This is a genomic window from Wenzhouxiangella marina (assembly GCF_001187785.1).
In the GTDB taxonomy this organism is placed as follows: domain Bacteria; phylum Pseudomonadota; class Gammaproteobacteria; order Xanthomonadales; family Wenzhouxiangellaceae; genus Wenzhouxiangella; species Wenzhouxiangella marina.
In genome coordinates, this window is sequence record NZ_CP012154.1 from 2,523,267 (window position 1) to 2,545,172 (window position 21,906).

Annotated in this window: 6 protein-coding genes; all 6 read right to left on the reverse strand. The window is 66.9% G+C overall.

The annotated features are described in order from the left end of the window. Position 1: 1 nt before the first annotated feature. The 6 genes from WM2015_RS10735 to queA all read right to left on the reverse strand — a co-directional run bounded on the left by WM2015_RS10735 (position 2) and on the right by queA (position 21,816). On the reverse strand, positions 2 to 1,009 hold the full coding sequence (locus tag WM2015_RS10735; protein ID WP_049726043.1) for a foldase protein PrsA: 1,008 nt from the start codon (positions 1,007 to 1,009) through the stop codon (positions 2 to 4). After that, complete coding sequence (locus tag WM2015_RS10740) at positions 1,006 to 16,110, reverse strand: beta-propeller fold lactonase family protein (protein WP_049726044.1); 15,105 nt, start codon at positions 16,108 to 16,110, stop codon at positions 1,006 to 1,008. The genes WM2015_RS10735 and WM2015_RS10740 overlap by 4 nt, the downstream gene beginning before the upstream one ends. 184 nt (positions 16,111 to 16,294) lie before the next feature. Then, positions 16,295 to 19,009, reverse strand: coding sequence for a serine/threonine-protein kinase (locus tag WM2015_RS10745; protein WP_049726045.1), 2,715 nt, complete (start codon positions 19,007 to 19,009; stop codon positions 16,295 to 16,297). Continuing rightward, positions 19,006 to 19,581 carry a sigma-70 family RNA polymerase sigma factor gene (locus tag WM2015_RS10750; protein ID WP_049726046.1) on the reverse strand — a complete coding sequence of 192 codons (576 nt, stop codon included), beginning with the start codon at positions 19,579 to 19,581 and terminating at the stop codon, positions 19,006 to 19,008. Before WM2015_RS10750 ends, WM2015_RS10745 begins: the two co-directional genes overlap by 4 nt. A 56-nt stretch (positions 19,582 to 19,637) precedes the next feature. Continuing rightward, positions 19,638 to 20,744, reverse strand: a complete 1,107-nt coding sequence (gene tgt, locus WM2015_RS10755) for a tRNA guanosine(34) transglycosylase Tgt (protein ID WP_049726047.1) — start codon at positions 20,742 to 20,744, stop codon at positions 19,638 to 19,640. Positions 20,745 to 20,796: 52 nt separating this feature from the next. Further along, complete coding sequence (gene queA, locus WM2015_RS10760) at positions 20,797 to 21,816, reverse strand: tRNA preQ1(34) S-adenosylmethionine ribosyltransferase-isomerase QueA (protein WP_049727064.1); 1,020 nt, start codon at positions 21,814 to 21,816, stop codon at positions 20,797 to 20,799. Between the last annotated feature and the right edge of the window lie 90 nt (positions 21,817 to 21,906).

Here is a 21,906-nt window from a genome sequence, read left to right on the forward strand (position 1 = left end):
ATCAATTCTCCGCTGTGCCGGGGTCATCGTCGCCTTGAACTCCGCCTGGCAACGGCGGGGGACGACGTTCCTCGGGCGCAGCTTCACGCTCGGGAGGAATGGAAGGAGGAATCGGGACGGTGTCGAGCAGCTCGGCGTTGACATCGATCGTCACCTCGCCGCGAAGCTGTTCGAGAAGGCCGTTTTCAAGGTCTTCGGCCCGCTGCCGGGTCAAGCGATGGCGAATGCCCTCCCGGACCTGCGCCAGGGGCTGTTGACGGGCGGGATCGAGATCGACCAGGCGCACCAGCCAGTAGGCCTCCGGCGATTCGATCACCGGGCTGATCTCACCCGGTCGAGCAAGCGCGAAACCCGCATCGAGCACCGCCTCGGGCAGACGGTAGTGCGCCTGTTCGCGGTCGACCAACCAGCCGACCACCCCGCCCTGATAGCGGCTGCCACGGTCGTCCGAGTACTCGACGGCCACGGCCCCGAAATGGGCCACGTCGTCGGGCAGCTGTAGGGCCGCCTCGCGCGCCGCCTCGGCCTGTTCACGCTGTGCCTGATCGGCCTCGGCGTCCGGACGCGCCGAGCGGCTCAGTCGGATGACCGCGATCTGGCGACGCTCCGGCCGGCCGAACTGATCGGCATTGGCCTCGTAGTAGCTCAGCACCTCGGCATCACTGATCGTCACCGAGGCCAGCGCCTCGTCCAGGCGCTTCTCGCGGAGACGCTGGATCAGCATGCGGTGATACAGATCGCGAAACTCGGGCTCCTCGGGAATGCCCGCCCGCACGGCCGCATCGAGCTGCACCTGCTGATCGACCAGATAGTCCAGCAGTTCCTGCCGCTTCTCGGCCCGCTCGTAATAGCCGGGCCGGAGTGCCGCGCGACGCTCGAGCTCGTGCTGGTACTGGTCAAGGGTGATGACCGAATCACCGACACGGGCCAGCACCTCGGGCTGCGGCGATTCACTGCTGCAGGCGGTCAGGGCGGCAGCAATCGACAGGCTGAGCATCAGGCGCTTCATGCCTCGGGCTCCTCCTGACTGCTGGCCGGCGTCTCGAAGCGATCACTGAAGATCACGTCCAGATCCAGCACAGTGCTCGCCGAGGCTTCGTTGTTGCCCGGATCCGGATCCTCCGCACCCTGCACGACCTGCACGGTCACCGTGTTGACCACGGTTTCCTGCGGGCCGGACGGCGTGGCCGGATCGATCTGGGCCTGTACGTCGATGATCAGACCGCTGGCCGGCGGCAACTGCAGGCTCAGATCGATGTCACCGACACCGCTGGCCTCGGGGCAGACCGCATCACCCACCGCGGTACAGGTCCAGCTGACGTTGATCAGTTCGGCCGGCATGAGGTCCACAAGCCGGGCTTCGATCGACCCGGACGGCCCGGCATTGTCGAGCACGATCTGATAGTTGACCGGATCACCCGGCAGGGCCGAGCCGAGGTCCACGGTCTTGCTGACCGACAGATCGGCCTCCGAGGACACGACGGCCACTTCGGCGCTGTCCTCGTTATTGGCAACGTCCGGGTCATTGACCTCGCTGCCGTTCAGGGTGGCCTGAGCTCCGTTGCTCAGCACCTGCGGCACCGCCAGGAACGGATCCACCTGCGCCTCGATCTCGAAACGCCAGCCACCACCACTCGGCAGGGGGCCCGTCTCCATGATGTCGCCCATCCCGTTCGGACTCGGACAAACGGCGCCTCCGGAGGCTGTACAGGTCCACTGGGGATCGAGGAATTCCGGCGCGATGGAATCGACGATCGAGACCGAAGGCGCGTCACTCGGGCCGAGGTTGGTCACGTCGACGACGAACAGGGCCATCTCGCCGGCGGTCAACTGCAGCACATCGGCGAACTTGCCGACCACGATGTCGGCGACCGCGCTGACGGTGGCCGTGACGGTGCTGGAGTTGTTGTCTCCATCCGGATCGCTGGCATCGCCTGGCTCGGTGATCGTCGCCGTGTTGCTCAGCTGACCGAGGAAATCGCTGGCGATCTGGCCGTCGATGATGACCAGCAGACGCTCGCCGGCGACCACATCGACCGTTTCATCCAGGCTGCCCGTGCCCGAAGACGGGCACTGACTCTGGCCGGTCCCGACCGGAATGACCTGACAGGTCCAGTCCGAGGCCACGATGGAGGCCGGAAGGAGGTCTTCGAGCCGCGCCGCGAAGGCATGGCTGGGCCCGTCGTTGGTCACTTCGAGCACGAATCGAACCAGACCGCCACCGATCAGGGAACTCGCCTCTCCATCGATCGTCTTGTCGACGCCGACATCGGTCACGACGGTGATCGGACCGGAATCCGTATCGCTCTGGTCCATCGGGGTCAGGGCGCCGGTGGCCGGCGGCTCGACGACCGTCGCGGTATTCTCCAGGATCCCGCGGGCGCCCGGATGGACCAGGGCCTCGACCTGATAGCTCAGGGAACCGCCCGCGGCCAGATCGACCGTGTCGAACAGTTCGTCGGCGAGACTGCTGTCCAGGCCACAGTAGCCTTCGGCCTGGCGGCGCAGGTTCAGCAGGGTCCCGGAGCCCTCTTCCGTCGTCAGCAGGACACTGCCTCCATCCGGCGCGATCGCCATCCGGCGTGGACCGGTCAGGCCGGCACCGTCCAGAACCTCGATTTCACGCAGCTCACCACCCACCCAATCGCGGGCGAACACGACGATGTTCGAATCGTTCCGAGCGCCCACCAGGACGTTCTCGCCGTCGGGACTGACGGCCACCGAATTGGCGCCATCGAGACCCTGGACGCCCTCGACGCCGTCGCGATACTGCTCGACGAAGCTGATCAGCCCGGTCTGCGGATCACGTGCGAACAAGGTCACCGAATCCTCCGACAGGCTGGCCGCGTAGAGCTGGCGCCCCTTCGGACTGATGGCCAGGGACTGGACGAGGCCCAGGCCGACGACGCTGACGCCATTCTGGATCTGCCCGTTGGCCAGGCGCTGATCCCAGGCCAGATTGCCGGACTCGTCGCGACGGAAGATGCCGATGCTGTTGTTCTGCGTCGCGGCGGCATAGACGTAGGCGCCATCCGGACTGACGACCAGATCGCTGACGCCGTCCATCGCATTGACCGGCAGCCCGTTCAGGCCGCTGCCCCAGCTTTCCAGCCAGTTCAGTCGGCCGGTCACGGCCTGGCGGCCGAACACGGTCAGCGCGTTCGAGCTCCGTGCCGCGACGAACAGACGTTCGCCATCGGGCGCAAAGCGGATTCGCACCGGCTCGTCGAGATCGAAGACGGTCCCGGTCTGCCCTTCCGGCCCCTCGCCGTTGAACAGCGCTTCGACGAACACGAGGCTGCCGGCATCGGCATCCAGGGCGAACACCACCAGGGCATCGGCCTCGGCACTGGCCACCACGAGATGCGCCTGATCCGGACTGAAGGCCACATCGGCGGCGCCATCCAGGCCGATGACCGTGCCCACCTGGACATCGTCCTCATCGAAGATCGGGTCGCCATCGCTGACCGCATCGACCGCGCTCAGGGCACCCGTGGACGGGTTCCGCTGATAGAGGATGACCGAGTCCCCGGCCTGACCGGTCGCGGCGGCCCAGAGTCCATCGGGGCTGAAGGACACCCCTCGGGCGGCCGCCAGCTCGGCTCCGCCGAAGCTCTGACTCGTGAACAGGTGGTCCTCACCACTGCAGACCCATTGCGCCGAACCCGACACCACACCCGGCGCCATCGGATTGGCGATCTCGCCCGGCAGCGCCGGCAGCGCATCGATGACATCGACGCCCAACAGACTGCTGGGACCATGGTTGTTGATCACGATGTCCCAAACCACCGGCTCACCGGCCACGATCGGGTCGGTCTGCCGGGTCTTGATCACCTCCAGGGCCGCCTCGGCGATGATGCCGATGCTCAGGCTGGCCACGTTGTTGCTCAGATCGGAATCCTCCCGAGCCAGCACCGGATCGATGCGGGCCTCGAGATCGACCGTGCCCCGGGCATTCGCCAGCACGCTGGTGCTGATGTCATAGAGCACTTCTCCACCGGCCTCGAGATCGACCTGGTCGAGCACCAGCACTTCCCCGGCACGACCGCAGATCGAGCCACCGAGCAGCTGCCAGACATCGACGTTGTCGAAGCCCGCACCGACGCTGTAGAGATGCCGGCCATCGCTCGATACGCTCAGATGATGCCCCTGCCCCGGCGCGCTCGCTGCCGCACCATCGAAACGACCCAGGAACTGCAGATCGGCGCCTTCGAGGATGCGGAAGGCGGCCAGGCTTCGGCTGCCCTGCAGGTCATCGAGTCCGGACAGGTAGAGCTGCTGGCCATCGGCCGTCAGCACCAGCTCGGTCGCACCGACCAGACCGCCGATCGGCAGCGGCGGGACGCCCACGGCGTCTCCTTCGCGCAGAACACGGACCGGCAGGCTCTGTTCGGCCGAGGCGCGTTCGAACACGGCGATGGCCTGATCCAGGCCGCTCCGCCCGTAGGTGTACAGCCAGCGCTCGTCTTCGCTGAGCACCATGGAACGCACGCCCGAGAGCCCATCCACGATCAGGCTTTCTGCCCCGTTCTCGATCACATCGCCCTGGACCAGGCTGCCCGCATAGCTGAGCTGACCGTTGCCGGCACGATCGAAGCGCACCAGCGCATCGGAGCCTGCGGAGGCGACCAGGACCGTGGCATCGGCATCGGCCACCAGAAGATCGGCGGGGGCGTTCAGGTTTTCCACCCCAGCCTGACCGTCGCGCAGGAATTGCAGAAAGCTGAGTTCACCGGTACTGGCGTTGCGATCGAACACGGCGATGGCGTTGTCGAGCTGACCCGCCACATAGACCTGGGCCTCGGCCGAATCGAAGGCGAGGGCCACCGGGCCGCCCAGGCCATCGATGACACCGATGTTGTCACGCAGCACCTGGAGGAAGGTCAGCCGGCCCGTTGCCAGATCACGCTCGAAGACCGAAATCGCGTCGTCCTGATAGCCCAGAACGTAGAGGAAGCGGTCGTCCGAACTGACCGCCAGCTCGCGAGCGCCCGCCAGACCGTCGATCAGACGATCGCCGTCCGGGTCGGGCTCGATGCTGAGGTTCTCGATCAGCTGCTTGGGCGTCAGCTCACCGGTGAGGGTGTTGCGGTCATACACCGCCAGCACCGGCACGCTCGTGTCGCCGGTGACGTAGACATGACGACCATCGCGACTGATCGCGCTCGCTCGAGTGTCGGCCAGCACCTGGACCGGCGCCGGCTGCAGGGTCAGCGTACCCGGCTCACGATCCGCCTCGCAGACCCAGGCCGTCCGGCCCAGGGCCTCGGGCAGCCGATGCTCGACGCGGGCACCGGAGGCATCGCTCGGGCCGAGGTTGCGCACGCGCACCTGGTAGTCGAGATCGGCGCCCGCGACCAGGGCCGCGGGCAGGCCTTCGATCGAGACTTCCAGATTGCTGCTCGACCGAACGATGGTGTTGTCGTCCGTGGCCTCGGAGCTGGCAGGATCCAGATCCACCACACCGGCAGGCATGGTCGCCGATGCGCGGTTGACCACGAAGCCGGAGGCGTCGCTGCGCAGCTGTCCGGTGGCAAAGAAGCTCATCGTATCGCCCGCATCGAGGTCGACCAGCACATCGATGTTGCCGGTGCCCGTTCCCGGGCAGGAGCTTTCGGCGGAGCCGAAGGTACAGGTCCAGCTCACGGCATCGAAGTCGGCCGGGAAGATGTCGGTGACGCGTGCGTCGGCCACCCGGCTCGGTCCCTCATTGTGGATCTGGATGAGGTACTCCACGGAAGCGCCGGGAACGGCACCACCGCCGCCCTGGATCACGGAGCCGGCGAAATCCATCAGACCGGACGACTCGTCCAGCGCCACGATGGCACCGGGCTCGCGGGATCCCGCATAGAAACGGTTGTCGCCAGGCAGGGCGAACAGGGCCGAGGCACCGACCAGACCGTCGACCACCACCGCCCCCCCGGGCGGGTTCTGGACTTCGCCTTCCTCGATCAGGCTGGAGAAGCTCAAAAGACCGGTGGCGGCATCGCGGCTCAGCAGGGCCACGGTGTTGTCCGTCGGCGAACTCGCTGCGATGAAGGCCGCTCCGGCACCCACCGGCGTCAGATCGGACACTGCTGCCAGACCCTCGAAGCCGTTGCTGCCGTCGACCGCCGCTTCGAGGAAGCTCAGACGACCGAAGTTGCTCTCCACCGCGCTGCTGACGCGGTCGAAGACGACCACCGCATTGTTCCCGGTGCCCGCCGCGTAGAGGAATTCACCGTCGGGCGACACCAGGACCCGCGACACGTCCAGCAGCCCGACGACGTTGCCGAGGAGATTGCGACGGGACTGGATCCAGGTCAGACCACCGAATGCGCTTTCTTCCTCGTCGGCCTGGCGCCGGAAGGTCACCACGGCGTCACTGCCCTGGGCCGCCACATAGACATGGCGGCCATCCGGCGACATCGCCAGGTGAACCGGCGTCAGCAGATCCTGCACGCCATCGGTGCCGTTCTGCACCGAGGCCTGCCAGCTCAACTCACCGAAGCCGGGCTCCCTTTCATCGTTCTGACGGCTGAACACGACCAGGGAATTGGAATTGGCCGCGGCCACGTAGAGATGCCTTCCGTCGCTGTCCATGGCCATTGCCCTGGGCCCCGAAAGGCCGGAGACGCCGGCGTTGTTGTTGCGGTAGACCGCCAGCACCGACAGGCGCCCGGTGAAGGGTTCGCGCTCGAAGGCCACCAGGGCGCTATCGAGTGCCGAGCTGGCATAGACGTGACGACCATCGGGAGAGACGAGGACGTCATTCACGCCGTTGAGCTGAGACACGCCGTCTTCACCGCTGATCAGGGCTTCGACGAAGCGAAGCGGGTAGTCGCCGGTCGGCGAGCCGATCACCTCCTCGATCGCGAAGACGCCGATCCCGGGCTCGCCGGGTGCCGCCACGTACAGGTGGGAACCGAGCAGATCCGTGCCGTCAATCGCCGCCGCCCCGCTCAGGCCCCGGAACTCGGCCAGGCCGTCGGACTTGGTCACGACGAGATTGGCCGCGCGATCGAGGAAGCTCGCATCGGAGGCAGATTGGATCGTGGTGGTCCCGCCCTGCGTGAGGCTGACCTCGACCTCGTTGACCACGCAGTTCCGCTCGGGGTCGAGGGGCGCCGGGCAGACGGAGCCCAGGGTGCCCGCCGCGACCTCGACATCAAGGTCGATGATGATCTGACCCCCGGCCGCGATGTCGGCCAGCAGATCGACATCGCCGGTCCCTGCGTCGAGTTCGCAGCGCGAGAAGCCGGACAGTACGAAGCGGGTGATCGAATTGTCCAGCAGGGCCCCGGCCAGCAGTTCCGAGCCATTCGGACTCAGAGCCAGTGCCGACACGCCGGCCAGGCCGACTTCATCATCGCCATCCACGTAGCGGGTCCGGTAGCTGAGCCGGCCGGTCTCGCGGTCGCGGGCGAAGACGAGCAAGGCGTTGCGCCCGAAAGCGGAGAGATAGGCACTGCCACCGTCAGGGCTGATGAGCAGGTCGCGCGGACTGATCATCTCGCTGACGTCGCTGCGCTCGATGCGCTGCGCCACACCACTGAGCAGGCGCCCGAACTGCGCGCTGAGTGGATCGTTGTCGCGATTGAAGACGAGGATGCTCTCGTCATCGCGAGCCACGGCGTAGAGCTGCGCACCACCGGGGCCGAAGCGCAGCGCGGTCACACCCGCCAGGCCCGGCGTGGCTGGAGAAGAGCGCGTCTGGATCGGCGTCAGGCTGCCGTCGCCGTTGCGCTCGAACACGGCGATCGACGCGGAATTGCTGCCCGCCGCATAGAGATGGTCGCCTTCCGGCCCCATGGTCAGATCGGACACCCCATCGAGCAGGACCGTGCCATCGGACTGCAGGACCTGGGCCGGGGTCGGAACCAGATTGCCGGTGCCGACGATGCGATCGAAGACGTAGATGGCATTGCTGTTGGCCGCCGCCACGTAGACGTTCAGCCCATCGGCACTGACCACCACATCGGTGGGTTGGTCGAAGGCGGACAGACCGACCAGCCCATCGTCGATCGTCTGGACGATGCTCAGGGTCCCGAACGCCGGCGAACTGTCGTCGGTATTGACGTTGATCACCGAAATGCTGTTGTCGACCTGGCTGGCCAGATAGAGCTGGCTGCCCCCGAAGGCCGTCGCGATGGCGCGCGCGCCGCGCAAGCCGGAGACCGGATTGCCGGCACCATCGATCCCGCCCTCGACCAGGCTCAGGCCCGGCTCGGCGACCAGCTCACCGGAGACCGGATCGATCGAGAAGACGGCCAGACCGTCACCCAGGACCCCGGCCACGTAGACCCGCTCGTCGAGAAGCGGATGCGGCGCCGGCGTCCACACGACCCCGGCGCTGCCGAGCAGACCCGCCTGATCGGTCATGGCTTCACTCAGGGTCTCCTGGCGATCGAGGAGGCCGGTGCCGACCGCCGTGCAGGTCCAAGCCGCCGAGGCCACATCGAACTGCGAATTGGCCGACAGAAGATCGGTGATCCCGACGTTACGAGCATGGCTCGGTCCATCGTTGCCGATCGTGATCCGGTAGGACTGCTGTTCACCGGCCACGACGGACAGGCGGGAGTTGGTCTTCTCCACGACCAGGGCCGACGACGGGATCATCTCGGTGCTGTCCGAGGGGTCCGAGCTGTTGCCCGTGTTGTTGACGTCACTCGGGATGACCAGGGTCGCGAGGTTGTCCAGGAAACCCTCGGCGCCCGGATTGATCGTGCCCGTGATGGTGAAGCGCACGGTGCCACCGGCGGCGATGAAGACCGGCTCGGACAGATTGCCACTGCCGGCCGCCGGGCAGCTGGAGCCGGAGCGACGCACGAAGGCCGTCACGCTCTGGCCACCAAGGGATGCGGCATAGATGTTCCGGCGCGCCCCGCGGGTCACCGCCAGGCCGTAGGGACGATCCAGGCCGATGACGCCACGCACCCCGAGCCGGCGCACTTCCAGGGGCGCCAGGCTGCCGAACAGCGCGCCGCCCGGACTGACGTTCCGGTCGAAGATCACCAGCGCATCGCCATCATCCGAGGCGACATAGACCCGGTCGTTGTCCGGATCGACGATGATGTCGCGCGGGCTGAGCAGGGCGTCGACGCCGTCCACGCCGTTGACGAGGCTCTGCTGGAAGCGGACCCGTCCCCGCAGATCGGGCTGGGTCGGGTCGGTCAGGCGCTTCAGGACCGTGACCGCATCCGCATCCAGGGAGGTCACCAGCACGTGCTCGCTGCCCGCCACTTCACGGGACACGGTGATGCCGGTCGGACTGGTCAGGACGGCGCCTTCCGTGCCGTCGAAGAAGCTCTGGCGATGCACCAGGGTATCGCCGACGCGGTCGAGCACGACCACGGCGTTGGACTGGCGTGCGGCCACGTAGAGCTGCTGGCCGTCGGTGGAAATCGCCAGCGCATTGGCGCCCAGCATCCCGATCACGCCATCGATGCCGTTGCGGGCCTCACCCACGAAGCTCAGGGTGCCGTTGAGCGCGTCGCGGGCGAAGATCGCCACGGCGTGGTCGAAGCGGCCGGCGACGTAGACATGCTCCCCACCGGGCGATATCTCGAGGGCCGCCGCGCCGGACAGACCGCTGATCGAGCCGCCGTTGGCGTAGCTGCCGATGAAACTCACGACCCCGGTGCCGGGATCCTGCCGGAAATGGGTGACCGCATTGGAGCGCTCGGCCGCCACGTAGATGTCGTTGTCGTAGACCTTGACGTCGAGCGCACCATCCAGACCCGTCACGCCGGCCTGATTGTTGCGCAGGACCTGGCGGAAGCGCAGATGACGACCCGGTTCGGTCGCGCCCGCATCCCGCTCCAGCACCACCAGGGCGCCTGACTGCGAGCTGGCAATCTGGCCGAAGGAGGCCGCGAAGACATAGAGCCCGTTCTCGCTGACCGCAGCAGCGCGTGCACCGAGCAAACCGGACGCCGTCGCGCCGAAGCCATCATCTTCCCCATCGACCACGGCTTCGAGGAACCCGAAGGTCGGATCCGGCGCCCGCCGTGCGAACACGCCCAGCTGCCCGACGGAAGCCGCCGTGAACACCTGCTGACCGTCGCTGGACACGACGATGCCCTGCACGCCCTCGATGCCGCCTTCCACGGGCTGATCGGCCGGCGCACCGAGTTCGAGCTCCTGCATCGGTCGCAAGGTGCCGACGAAGGGCAGGCGGCGGAAGACCACCAGCCGGTCCACGGCCGCACCACTGACGATCAGATGCTCGCCATCCGGCGACACGGCCATGGCGGCCAGGCCAGCCAGGGAGTCGCCCGAAATCGGCGGGTCGATGCTGGCCGTCAGCGTGACCACCTCGGTCAGACCGAGCGCCCCGGTGTCCGCATCGCGGCCATAGACGCTGATCGACTCGTCGGCTGCACTGCCGACGTAGAGGGTCTGGCCGACGCCGTCCATGGTGGCCACATCGACCGTGGAGGGCAGCGCCACCACGCTGTCGACTTCGAGATCACCATAGCCGAGCGCCGTGTCATCGTCATTGCGGGCCAGCACCGTGATCGTCGCACCACCGGAACCACCGGCCGCCGTATCGAGGAGCAGCGGCGTGCCCGGCGTGGCATCGTTGTACAGGCGGATGTCGTCGATCCACCAGCCCGGATTGCCGAGCCCGGTGCCCTCGCCCAGTCCGAAACGGATCAGTACGCTCTCACCATCGGCCACCGCGCCGCTGAGATCGACTTCCACGTCGTTGAAGCTGCCGGTGGTCCAGCCCGGACTGTTCCGGCACCAGCCAGGCCGCCCGTTCAGCGGATTCTGTTCACCACCGTTCTGGTTCTCGGTGTAGCCGCCGGTCACGAAGACGCCGCCGGCATCGAGCACGTCCAGCCAGTTCTGGCCGCCATCGGTCGAGATCTCGAGCACGCCGGCGTCGTAGCAGGAGGTGGCCCAGTCGAGCGAATAGATGTGCTGGAAGCTCAGCCTGAGATCGGAGGCGTCGGCCACGTTGACGCCCTGTTCGAGCTGCAGCCACTTCAGGGCGATGCCCGGCGTGTTCGGCACGAAGTAGGAGCGCGTACCGACCGCGGCCCGCGTGTCGGTGGTCGACCAGTTGGGACCACTGAAGGCGGCCACCGGCCCGCGGCCCGTGACGTAGACGAAATCATCCTCGGGCGGAATGTCGACCGCCAGCGCCCCCCAGAGGGCGAAGGTCCCCTGCCCCAGCAGGGTCGGCGCGGAAATCCGGCCCTGGAAGCTCAGCACGCCCGTGCCCGGATCACGACGGAAGGTGGCCACCGCGTGCTCCTCACGTGAGGCCACGTAGACGTGACTGCCATCCCGGCTGACCCGAACGGCCGTGGCCCCGCCGAGGCCAGATACGGGCGTGATCTGGTCACCCGGCTGGTCGGAGCCGTTCAATCTGGCTTCCACGAAGCTCAGCTGTCCGAACTGCGGCGAACCGGCCAGGGCATCGCGACGGAAGACGACGACGGCACCCGGAGACCCCGTCGCGACATAGATGTAGCGCTGATCCGGGCTCATGGCCATGCCGCGAGCATCGGCCAGGGCCTCCACCGTCAGGCCGGAATCGTCATCGTCGTTGACCCCATCGACTTCAAGGTCGATCAGGGTCAATTCGCCGAAGTTCGGTCCCGGAATGATGTTTCTCTCATAGGCCGCCAGCGAGGCCGGCGACGGCTCGGCACCCGGGGTGAACTCACCACCGGCACCCAGCATGTAGACGTGTCTGCCGTCTTCGGAGGTCAGAACGGCGACCGGCTCGACCAGGTCGGCGCCGAGCCCGTAGTGATTCTCGTAGCTCAGGTCCCCCGGCGTGGGGGTCGTCGCGTCGCAGGTCCAGGTCACGTTGTCCAGTTCGGGGGGCAGCAGATCCTGCACGATCACCGGCACGTCGTCCGGCCCCTCGCTCTGCAGGGTCACGATGAAGCTGACCTCTTCGCCAGGGGTCACGGAACTACCGGCCAGGATTTCCTTGCTGATATCCAGATCCGCCGTGGCCAGAAGTCGAACCAGCGCCGTGTCCGTATTGTTGGTCGGATCCGGGTCGGTCACCAGCGGGGGCACGCTGACGCTGGCTTCGTTCTCGACCGCCGCCGCACCGGGGTCGATCACGGGCACGAACATGGAGAACTGGGCCTCGGCTCCCGAGGCCAGGGCCATGGTCTGACTGATCGGCCCGCTCTGTCCAGTCAGATTCGTGGCCTGACAGGCGCCCAGGCCATAGCTGCAGCAGGACTGAGACAGGGCCTCACCGGCATCGGTGATCGTACACGACCAGGACGAGGCCGCCGGATCGAAGACCAGGGGATCGAAGACGTCTTCCACCGTCAGACCGGCGGCCGCCGATGGACCGGAATTGCCCACGCGCACCCGGTACTCGATGACCGGCGTACCCGCCTGATCGGTCACACCGAGGCTCTCCTTGATCAGCCACAGATCGGTCTGGGCGTCGATGTTCACCGTGTGGGTGCTGCTCAGGTCCGCCGGATCGAAGGGAGAAATACCGGCCGGCATCGTCAACGTGGCGGTATTGCTCAGGCTGGCACCGGGCTCGGACGAGGGATGCAGGTCCCCGCGCAGCGTAAAGACCAGGCGCGAGTTGCTCGGCATGTCGACGCCGTGTCCGACGAGCGTTCCGGACGTCCAGCCGGTCGGCTGGATCTGACCGCACTGGCCCGGCGTGCCGTTGTGGGTGCAGCAGGCGTTGCCTTCGGCCTCGCACTGCCACTCGAAGCTCGTGCCGATGAATCCGGCGACATTGACACCGCCGAAGACCGGCGGCTGGTCGCTGATCTCGAGGTCGACCAGGCCGCCGGGGCCGAGGTTCTCGATCTCGATGGTGTAGGCAAACTCGGTGCCCGGGATCGGGCGCTGGTCCGGCGCGGTCTTGGTCACGACCACTTCGGTGGCGTTGCGCACTTCGATCAGGGCGTTGTCGCTGATCGTGGCGCCATCCGCATCTTCCAGGGTCGCGACGTTGTTCAGTTCGGTGATGCTCAGACCCGCATTCAGACCGGCATCGACCACCACGGTCAGTCGCTGGCCGGCCGGCACCGTGAGGGCGCGATCGACAATATCACCGGTGTCCAGCTCGCCCGGACGGATCCCGTCGCACTGACCCGGTCCGGCCAGACGATAGGTGATCACCTTGCTTCGATCGGGCGCCACCACCCCACTGACGTCCTGGGACGAAGCCGCCACATAGAGGGTTTCACCGGCGGAGTCGATCGCCAGGGCATTGGCCTGCATCGCATCGGCCAGCGGCTCGGAACGCTCGAACACCATGGCGCCGAGCTCATCCCGGGCAAAGCGGGACACGGCCTGATCGGTGGTCGCCGCCACGTAGAAGCTGTTGCCATCCGGTGCCACGACGAGGTCGGACACGCCATCGAGCAACCGAGCGGGCAGACTGGTGGCGCTGGTCGCCTCGAAGGTGCCCAGCAGGCCGGTGGCCGCGGTGAGGTCGAACACCAGCACTCGGCTGCCGCCACCCGCGTAGAGCTCATCGCCATCCGTGCCCACGGCCAGGGCCGCGAAGGGCACCGATTCGCCGCCGACCAGCGGCGCCGTCGAGGCCGTGGACAGCGGCGTCAGCGACCCGGTCGAGGCATTCACCGAAAACGCGACGATCGCATGGTCGTCCGGCGCCGCCGCGTAGAGATGGTTGCCGTTCGGAGACAGTGCAAGCCGCGTCACGCCACCCAGCAACACTGGATTGGCCGCCACCGCGTCGCGGCTGACGGTCGCCACTGCAGCGATCGCACCCGAGGCTGCGTCGAAGCTGTAGACGCGAATGCTGTCGGCGCCACTTTCGGCGACGTAGAGCACGTCACCTTGCGGATTGAAACGCAGGTCTTCGACCTCGTTGAGGTTGCTCGCCAGCGTGGTCGCCGTGCCCAGCGCTCCCGTGCTCGGGTTGATGGTCTGGCGCAGCAGTCGGCCGCTGCTGCCCTGCTCTGCCGTGACCAGCCAGGCGCCGCCGGGATGGACCGCCACGCTTCGGGGGGCCGTGGCATCCGTTGCGAAGGAGGCATAGGCCAACGCGCCGAAGGCGGCACTGCGAGCCGTGCTTCGATCGAGCACTGCCACGGCATTGTCGAACTGGCCCGCCACGAACACGAACTCGCGGGACGGGCTGACCACCAGCTGCCGGCCTCCGCCGATGCCGGTCAAGGCCGCATCGTCGGAATCCAGTTCACTCAGGAAGAACGGCTGATTGGGGGATTCGCACTGCCAGCAAGGCACCGTCGCCGAGACCCCGCAGACATCCAGACCGCCGCGCAGGTTGGCATCGAAGTCGTCACTCAGGAGCGCCCGGATATCACCGGTCAAGTCACTGGGACCGAAGTTGTCGATGGCGATCTCGTAGGTGAAGCTCTGGCCCGGCACCACGACCGCCTGGCTGGCGGTCTTGCTGATGGCCAGATCCCAGTCCGCCGCGATGGTCAGATCGAAGGGCGCATCGCTGTTGTTGGCGGCCGCGGGATCATGGGTGCTCGAGGACACGGTGGCGGTGCCGGATGCGATGTCGCCACTGGCCTGCCCCGGCGTGGGCGGGTTGCGGGGCAAGCGGGTGCTGACGGCGACGGATGCCGACGCGCCGGACGCCAGGCTGGCGCGCATGCACTCGAAGCTGCCCAGCAGCTGGTTGATCTGGCAGGTCCACCCGCTGCCACTGACCGACTGCAGCAAGGAGCCTGCCGGAACGCTGTCGCTCAGGGTCACCGCCTGGGCCGTCGATGGGCCCGCATTGGCGATCGCCACGTTGTAGACGAAGACCGAGTCGGCATCCTGCGCGGCCACTGGTGCGGTCCGTGGCGTGACCGACAGGTCCGCGGACGGCTCCACGGTCACCTGCACCGCCCCACTGACATTGTTGGCCGGCGTCGGCAGACTCTCGGCCGAGCTCACGGTGGCCTGGTTGCCGAGGGTGATGGCGGTTTCGACGGTCGGCGCGGTGATCTCGACGGTCAGCACCAGCGAGGTCGTGCCATTGTCCGGCGCCAGGCTCAGCGACGAGTTATAGCTGCAATCGAGCTGGCTGGAACTGGCCGGCGGCGTTGGATTCGCCGCGCAGCTCCAGTTGGGCGCGCCGGCCGTGATACTGATGCTGCCGAGCACGTTGGCGCGGTCGAAGACATCGCTGAGCTGGATGTTCGTTGCCGGCTGCGGGCCATGGTTCGTGATCGTGTAGGTGTAGCTGATCGGCTGGCCCGAATACGCGGTCGCGCTGCCCGCCGTCTTGGTGACGCGCAGATCGGCCTCGAGGAAGACTTCGACGCTGACCGTATCACTGGCGTGCGGGAAGGCGGTGTCGTCCGCATCCGATTCGCCATTGGCGGTGTTGTTGAAATTTCCAGCCGTAGCCGGCGCGATCACATCGATCAGCAACTCCGGTGCCGTCGCGCCCGAGGCCAGGTTGGGCGTGTAATCACAGGTCACCTGGTCCAGGCCGACATTGCTGGCGCAGCTCCAGTCCGGGCTACCGAAATCGCTTTGCGAACTGTCGAAGGTGAAGCCGGCCGGCAGCGAATCTCGCACCTGCACGTTCTGGGCGGCGCTGGGCCCGGCGTTGCTGACGGACACGGCAAAGCTCAGACCGTCACCGCCGCGAACACTGGCGGAATCGACGCGGTTCGCTCCATCGACGATGGACTTGTCGAGGTTCAGGTCGGCCACGGCCCGGATCGTGGTGTTGGCCGTATCGGTGTCTTCCTGCGTGCTGGCCACTTCCAGCGAAACCGAATTGGTGGTGGCCGTGTCGCTGATCGGCGCACCGGCGGTGGCCTGGAGGGTGAAGCTGGAGTTGCCCGTGGGCAGGGCCGCATCGGCCGCGCATTCGACCTGAACCGGCAATCCGGCCAGCTGGGTACAGGTCCAGCCCGGGGCCGTGGCGCCCGTGTAGGTGACCTGGTTCGGGAAGGTATCGATCACGACCACGTCGGCCAATGCGGCACCGGTGTTGTTGTTCACGCTGATCGAATACGAGAGACTCGCGCCGGCATCGACCTCGGTCGGCGCGGTCTTTGTGATCGTCTGAGCAGAAACCGACCCGGTCAGAGCCGCCAGAGCCAGCACCATCCAGCAGCAGCCGGAGCGTGCTGCGCGAACCACGCGAAGCGTGGCGCATCCCTCGTCGAATTGTGACATGCATCCCTCAAATATCGAACGGCCGACGAATCGGTTTCGATGTCGACCGGGTCGGAGGGTATCTGTGCATAGACCCCCCCAGGTTTCACAACCTTACATGAGGACCTAGCGTCACTGAAAGCAGAATTGTGACAAAGCCCCCAGAACGAATCCCGACAATCCGGGATTCAGCACCGCCCGGGCTTCAGGAATCCCGCTGGAACCAGCACTCGCGCAGGACGTCGCCGCGCCGCAGGCACTGCAGCTGTCGAGCCGCATAGGAACCCGGGGCCAGATGCTCCTCGACCAGGGGCGCCAGTTCGATCAGACGCTCATCGGCAGACGCGTGTTCGCCCTGGAGCCGGTCGATGCGAACGCCTTCGAGGGCCCAGGCGGCCGCGAGGGGATGATCTTCGCCCAGGGCCCGCCCGTAGTCGCCGAGCAGGGCCTCGAGTTCGGCCCGGGCGCGAGCGAGCTCACCGAGCTCGATCCAGTTGCGAATGCGCTGACCGCGAATGGTCAGCATCCACCAGTTGGTCGGCTGAAGATGCGCCGAGAGGGCCTCATGGACTGCGTCCAGGCGCTCGGCAGCCCCTTGATAATCCCCACGAGCCCAGGCCAGGAAGCCGTACAGGCTCTGCGAGTACAGGGTCGCCGGGTGGCCCTCGCCTCGCTGCGAAGTCCAGCCCGCCACGGCCTGATCGATCAGCGCCTCGGCCTCATCGAACCGTCCGGTCCGGATCAGCAGGCGGGCCAGGTTGTGACGCGCCCGGGCGACCGAGACGTGCTCCGGGCCCAGCGCCTGCTCGCGCAGCGCCAGGGACTGGCGGAACAGGGGTTCGGCCTGGGCCAGTTCGCCTCGATCCTCATGTGCCGAGGCGAGGTTGTTGAGGTAGCTGGCCGATTCGATCTCCGGACCGCCGCTGATGGCCTGAAGCTCGATCGCGCGACGATAGGCCCCGATCGCCTCGTCGAAGCGCCCCCGGTCATGGAACATGCTGCCTTGCTCGTTGTAATCATGATGCAGACCCGGATGATCGGCGCCGAAGATCCGTACCCGGAGATCCATGCTCGCCTGCATGCTCTGACGGGCGGCCTCGTAGTCCCCGAGCCGAACCTGAGCCTGGGCCAGCAGGGACAGGGTGACGGCATAGCTCGGCGTATCGGCCATGCCGGTCCGCTGCTTGGCGACCAGCGAGGCGCGGAAATGAGAGGCGGCCGATTCCCAGTCACCCTTTGCGTTTTCAGCCAGCGCCAGGTTGTGGAGCATCCGCCCGGCCGCCACCTCGTCGCCGGAGCGCCGATGGACATCGACCAACTCGGCAAATACCGTGGCCGCCGATTCGGCCTGACCGACTTCGAGCAGCCAGAGCGCGTGGTGATTGCGCCCTTCGTTGATGACCGACGAAGGCAGGTCAGGATAGGCCTCGATCATTTCATCGACGCCGGCCAGCACCGGACCCGCGGCATCGATCTCCTCGCTGATGATCAGCTGATAACCAAGCAGGCTTCGTGCGCGAAGGCGCGTGGCCGGCACCTCGCTCAAGCCCGCCAGTTCGAGCAATTCCACGGCCCGCTCATGATCCTCCAGGCGCACGTAGACCTCGCCCAGGGCCAGCGCCATGCGAGCCCGAAGCTCCGGCGCCAGGTCGCTGCCGCGAGTCACCCTGGCGTAGGAGCGATCGACGATCTCGCGGACGCTCACGTCCCGCCCCCGCGACTGGCCCGGCTCGGCGGCGGCGATGGCGTCGAGGAGGAAATCGAGCACCTGCTCGCCGTGCCTGGCCTCGATCAAGGCGCGCGATTCGGCGTCCCGGGCCCGGCGGTTGTCGTCCAGCCAGCCCCAGCTGACGACGGCCATCAGCAGGCCGGCAGCGGTGGCAAGGACCGCCATCGCTCGATGCCGGCGTAGAAACCTCGAGGCCTGATAGACCGGCGTGGCCGGCCGCGCCAGCACCGGGCGGCGCTCTAGGAAGCGAAGCAGGTCCGCGCGCAAGCCCGCGGCCGACAGATAGCGACTCCCCGGGTCCTCGCGGGTTGCCATCTCCAGGATGGCGCACAGATCGCGGGGCAGGCGCGCCTCCGGTGCCTGCCCCTCCCGGGCCAGGACCTCGAACAGGCGGCCCAGGCTGTAGATGTCACTCGCGGTGGTCACGGCCTGACCGGCCAGCTGCTCCGGGCTGGCGAAGCCCGGGGTATAGCCGACCTCATCGGCGTCGGGTTCCACGTCATCCAGGGCGCGCGCGATACCGAAATCGACGAGCACCGGCTCACCCTGCTCGGTGACCAGCACGTTGCCGGGCTTGATGTCGCGGTGGATGATCAGGTGCTGGTGGGCGTGGTGGATGGCATCGCAGAGCGCCATCATCATCCGGACCCGCGCCTCGAGTCCGGGCGACCGCTCGCGCAGCCATGCCCGCAAGGCCTGGCCATCGATGAAATCCATCACCAGGTAGGGCTGCCCGTCCTCGATCGTCCCACCGTCGAGCAGGCGGGCGATATTGGGGTGCTGCAGTTCGGCCAGGATCTGGCGCTCCCGGCGAAACCGCTCCATGGCGCCCTCACCGGCAAAGCCTCGAATCACCTTGATGGCAACGCGCTGGGAATACTCCTGATCATCGCGCTCGGCGAGATAGACCTCACCCATTCCACCCTGCCCGATCCGACGCACGATGCGGTAGGGACCGAGGCGGCGATCCTCGCCCAGACCGGGGTGACTGAAATCCGCTGCCGCGCGGCTGACCACCTGATCGATGGTGCGCGTCTCGTCGCCGGAGCAGGCAAGCAGCCGGGCGACCTCCTCGAGCAGGGCAGGATCCGTGCCGGCCTGCGCCTGCAGCCAGGCTTCACGTTGCTCCGCCGGCTGTTCGAGGGCACCGTGGAACAGGGCCTCGATGCGCGACCATCGCGTCTTGCTCACGACGCTTCCAGCTCCGCCCGGAGCCAGGCACGACCGAGCTTGAGGTCCCGGTCGACGGTGCGCCGCGAGATGTCGAGAATCCGGGCCACCGCATCCTGGGTCAGGCCCCCGAAGTAGCAGAGCTCCAGGGCACGGGCGATGCGCTCGCTGCGCTCGGCCAGGCGCGTCAGGGCCTCGTCGAGGGCCAGCAGATCCGTGCTCGGGGCGGGCGTGCTGGCGTCGCAGTCCTCGAGCTCGATCTGGATCTGACCACCGCCGCGTTTCTGGCGCGCTCTCGAGCGCGCATGATCGACCAGCAGGCGGCGCATGACCTGGGCCACGAGCGCATAGAAGTGGTCGCGGCCCTGCCACTCGATGTCGACGGAATCGAGGCTGATGAACGCCTCGTGCACCAGGGCCGTGGGTTGCAGGGTGTGATTGCCCCGCTCACGCCGGAACTGCTGATCGGCGAGCTGATGCAGACGATCATAGACCCGAGCCAGCAGCTGATCGCGCGCCCGCTCGTCGCCCTGGCTCCAGTGTCGGAGCAGCTGGGTGATTTCGCTGGAATCGGCGGGGCCGCCAAGCGTCATTCTGGGTTCATCTGCGGCTAGCCCACATCATTCATGAGTTCGCTCGGGCGCTCGTCTCAAGGAATTCCGGCCTGCCAGTCTGCACGGAGGCTGACGGCCAGGGCCTGAAGCTCTCCGGCCTCGATGGCCGAACGAATCGCTTTCATCAGGTCCTGATAGTAGTGCAGGTTGTGGATCGTGGCCAGCCGATGACCGAGGATTTCATTGCATTTCTGCAGGTGCTTGACGTAGGCCCGCGAGTAGTGACGACAGGTGTAGCACTGACAATCCTCGTCGATCGGGCGCGTGTCCCGCTCATAGCGCGCGTTGCGGATCTTGAGCACCCCCCGGCGGGTGAACAGATGACCATTGCGGGCATTTCGCGTCGGCATCACGCAGTCGAACATGTCGACGCCGCGGAGCACCGCCTCGAGGATGTCCTCGGGCCGCCCCACCCCCATCAGGTAACGAGGCCGATCGTCGGGCAAAGCGGGACAGGTCGCCTCCAGCACGCGGTTTCGATCCTCTTCCGGCTCGCCTACCGACAGGCCGCCGATGGCATAGCCGTCGAAACCGATCCCGATCAGTCCCGAGGCCGATTCGACACGCAAGTCCTCGTACATGCCGCCCTGCACGATCCCGAACAGGGCCGAATCGCTGTCGCCGTGGGCCTGCTTCGAGCGCTCGGCCCAGCGCAGGGAGCGGCGCATCGATTCCGCGGCCTGTTCGTGCGTGGCCGGCCAGGGCGTGCATTCGTCGAAGATCATCACGATGTCCGAACCCAGGGCCCGTTGCACGGCCATCGATTCTTCCGGTCCGAGGAAGACCCTGGACCCGTCCACCGGTGAGGCAAAGGTCACGCCGCGCTCGTCCATCTTGCGAAGATCGGCCAGACTCCAGACCTGGAAGCCGCCGGAATCGGTCAGGATCGGCCCCGACCAGCCCATGAAATCGTGCAGATCCCCGTGGGCGCTGATGACCTCGGTGCCCGGACGCAGCATCAGATGGAAGGTATTGCCCAGGATGATCTCCGCGCCCAGTTCGCGCAGCTCTTCCGGCGTCATTGCCTTGACCGTGCCGTAGGTCCCGACCGGCATGAAGGCCGGCGTTTCCACGCTGCCACGATCGAACTGCAGCCGACCGCGGCGGGCCTGACCATCGGTCGCAAGCAAACTGAACTGCATGGGAATCCTCGAGCCTGAGCGGAAATGCCGGGCCATGATACCCGGCCGGCGCTCAATCGATGAACATCGCGTCGCCGTAACTGAAGAAACGGTACTCCTGTTCGATGGCATGCGCGTAGGCGTCGAGGATGGTCTCTCGACCGGCCAGAGCGCTGATCATCATCAGCAGGGTCGAGCCCGGCAGATGGAAATTGGTGATCAGGGCGTCGACGACCCTGAACTGGTAGCCGGGGTAGATGAACAGCCGGCTGTCGCCCGCGAAGGGCGCCAGTTCTCCGTTGGCAGCGGCGGTCTCCAGGCTGCGCGCCGAGGTGGTGCCGACGGCGATCACCCGACCACCGCGCTCGCGGGTCTCGCTGACCTGCTCGACCAGGGTCTCGTCGACACGCAGCCATTCGGCGTGCATTTCGTGATCCTCGACGCGCTCGACACGAACCGGCTGGAAGGTGCCGGCACCGACGTGCAGGGTGCACCAGCCGCGCCGAACGCCGCGCCTGGCCAGCGCGTCGAGCAGGGGCTGATCGAAGTGCAGTCCGGCGGTGGGCGCGGCAACGGCGCCCGGTTCTTCGCCGTAGACCGTCTGATAACGCTCGCGATCGACCGCATCGTCCTCGCGCTGGATATAGGGTGGAAGGGGCATGTGCCCGTGCCGCTCGAGCAGCGCCGCCCAATCCGGGCCGGATGCGATATCGACCCGCCAGAACTCCCCTTCACGCTCGCCAAGGCGCAGCAGCCCCTCATCGCCGACCTCGAGATGCATGCCAGGCTGCGGCTTGCGGTTGGCCCGCAGCTGCGCCAGGGCGCTTTGCGACCCGAGCATGCGTTCGATCATGACCTCGACCCGACCCCCGGTCTGCTTCTGGGCGAACAGACGAGCAGGAATCACCCGCGTGTTGTTGAACACGAGCAGGTCATCGGGGCCAAGGAGTTCGGGCAGATCGGCGAAGCGACGATCGGCGAGGGTACCGAGACTGCGATCGAGATGCAGCAGGCGCGACGCAGAGCGGTCGGCCAGCGGCACTTGGGCGATAAGGTGTTCAGGCAGGTCGAAATGAAAATCCGCGACGTCCATGCGTAGCTTCAGCCCATGGCCGATATCGAAAACGAACAGCATCTTAGTGTAAACCGAGAAGGCCGCTGAACGTCGTGAAATCGGACCTTC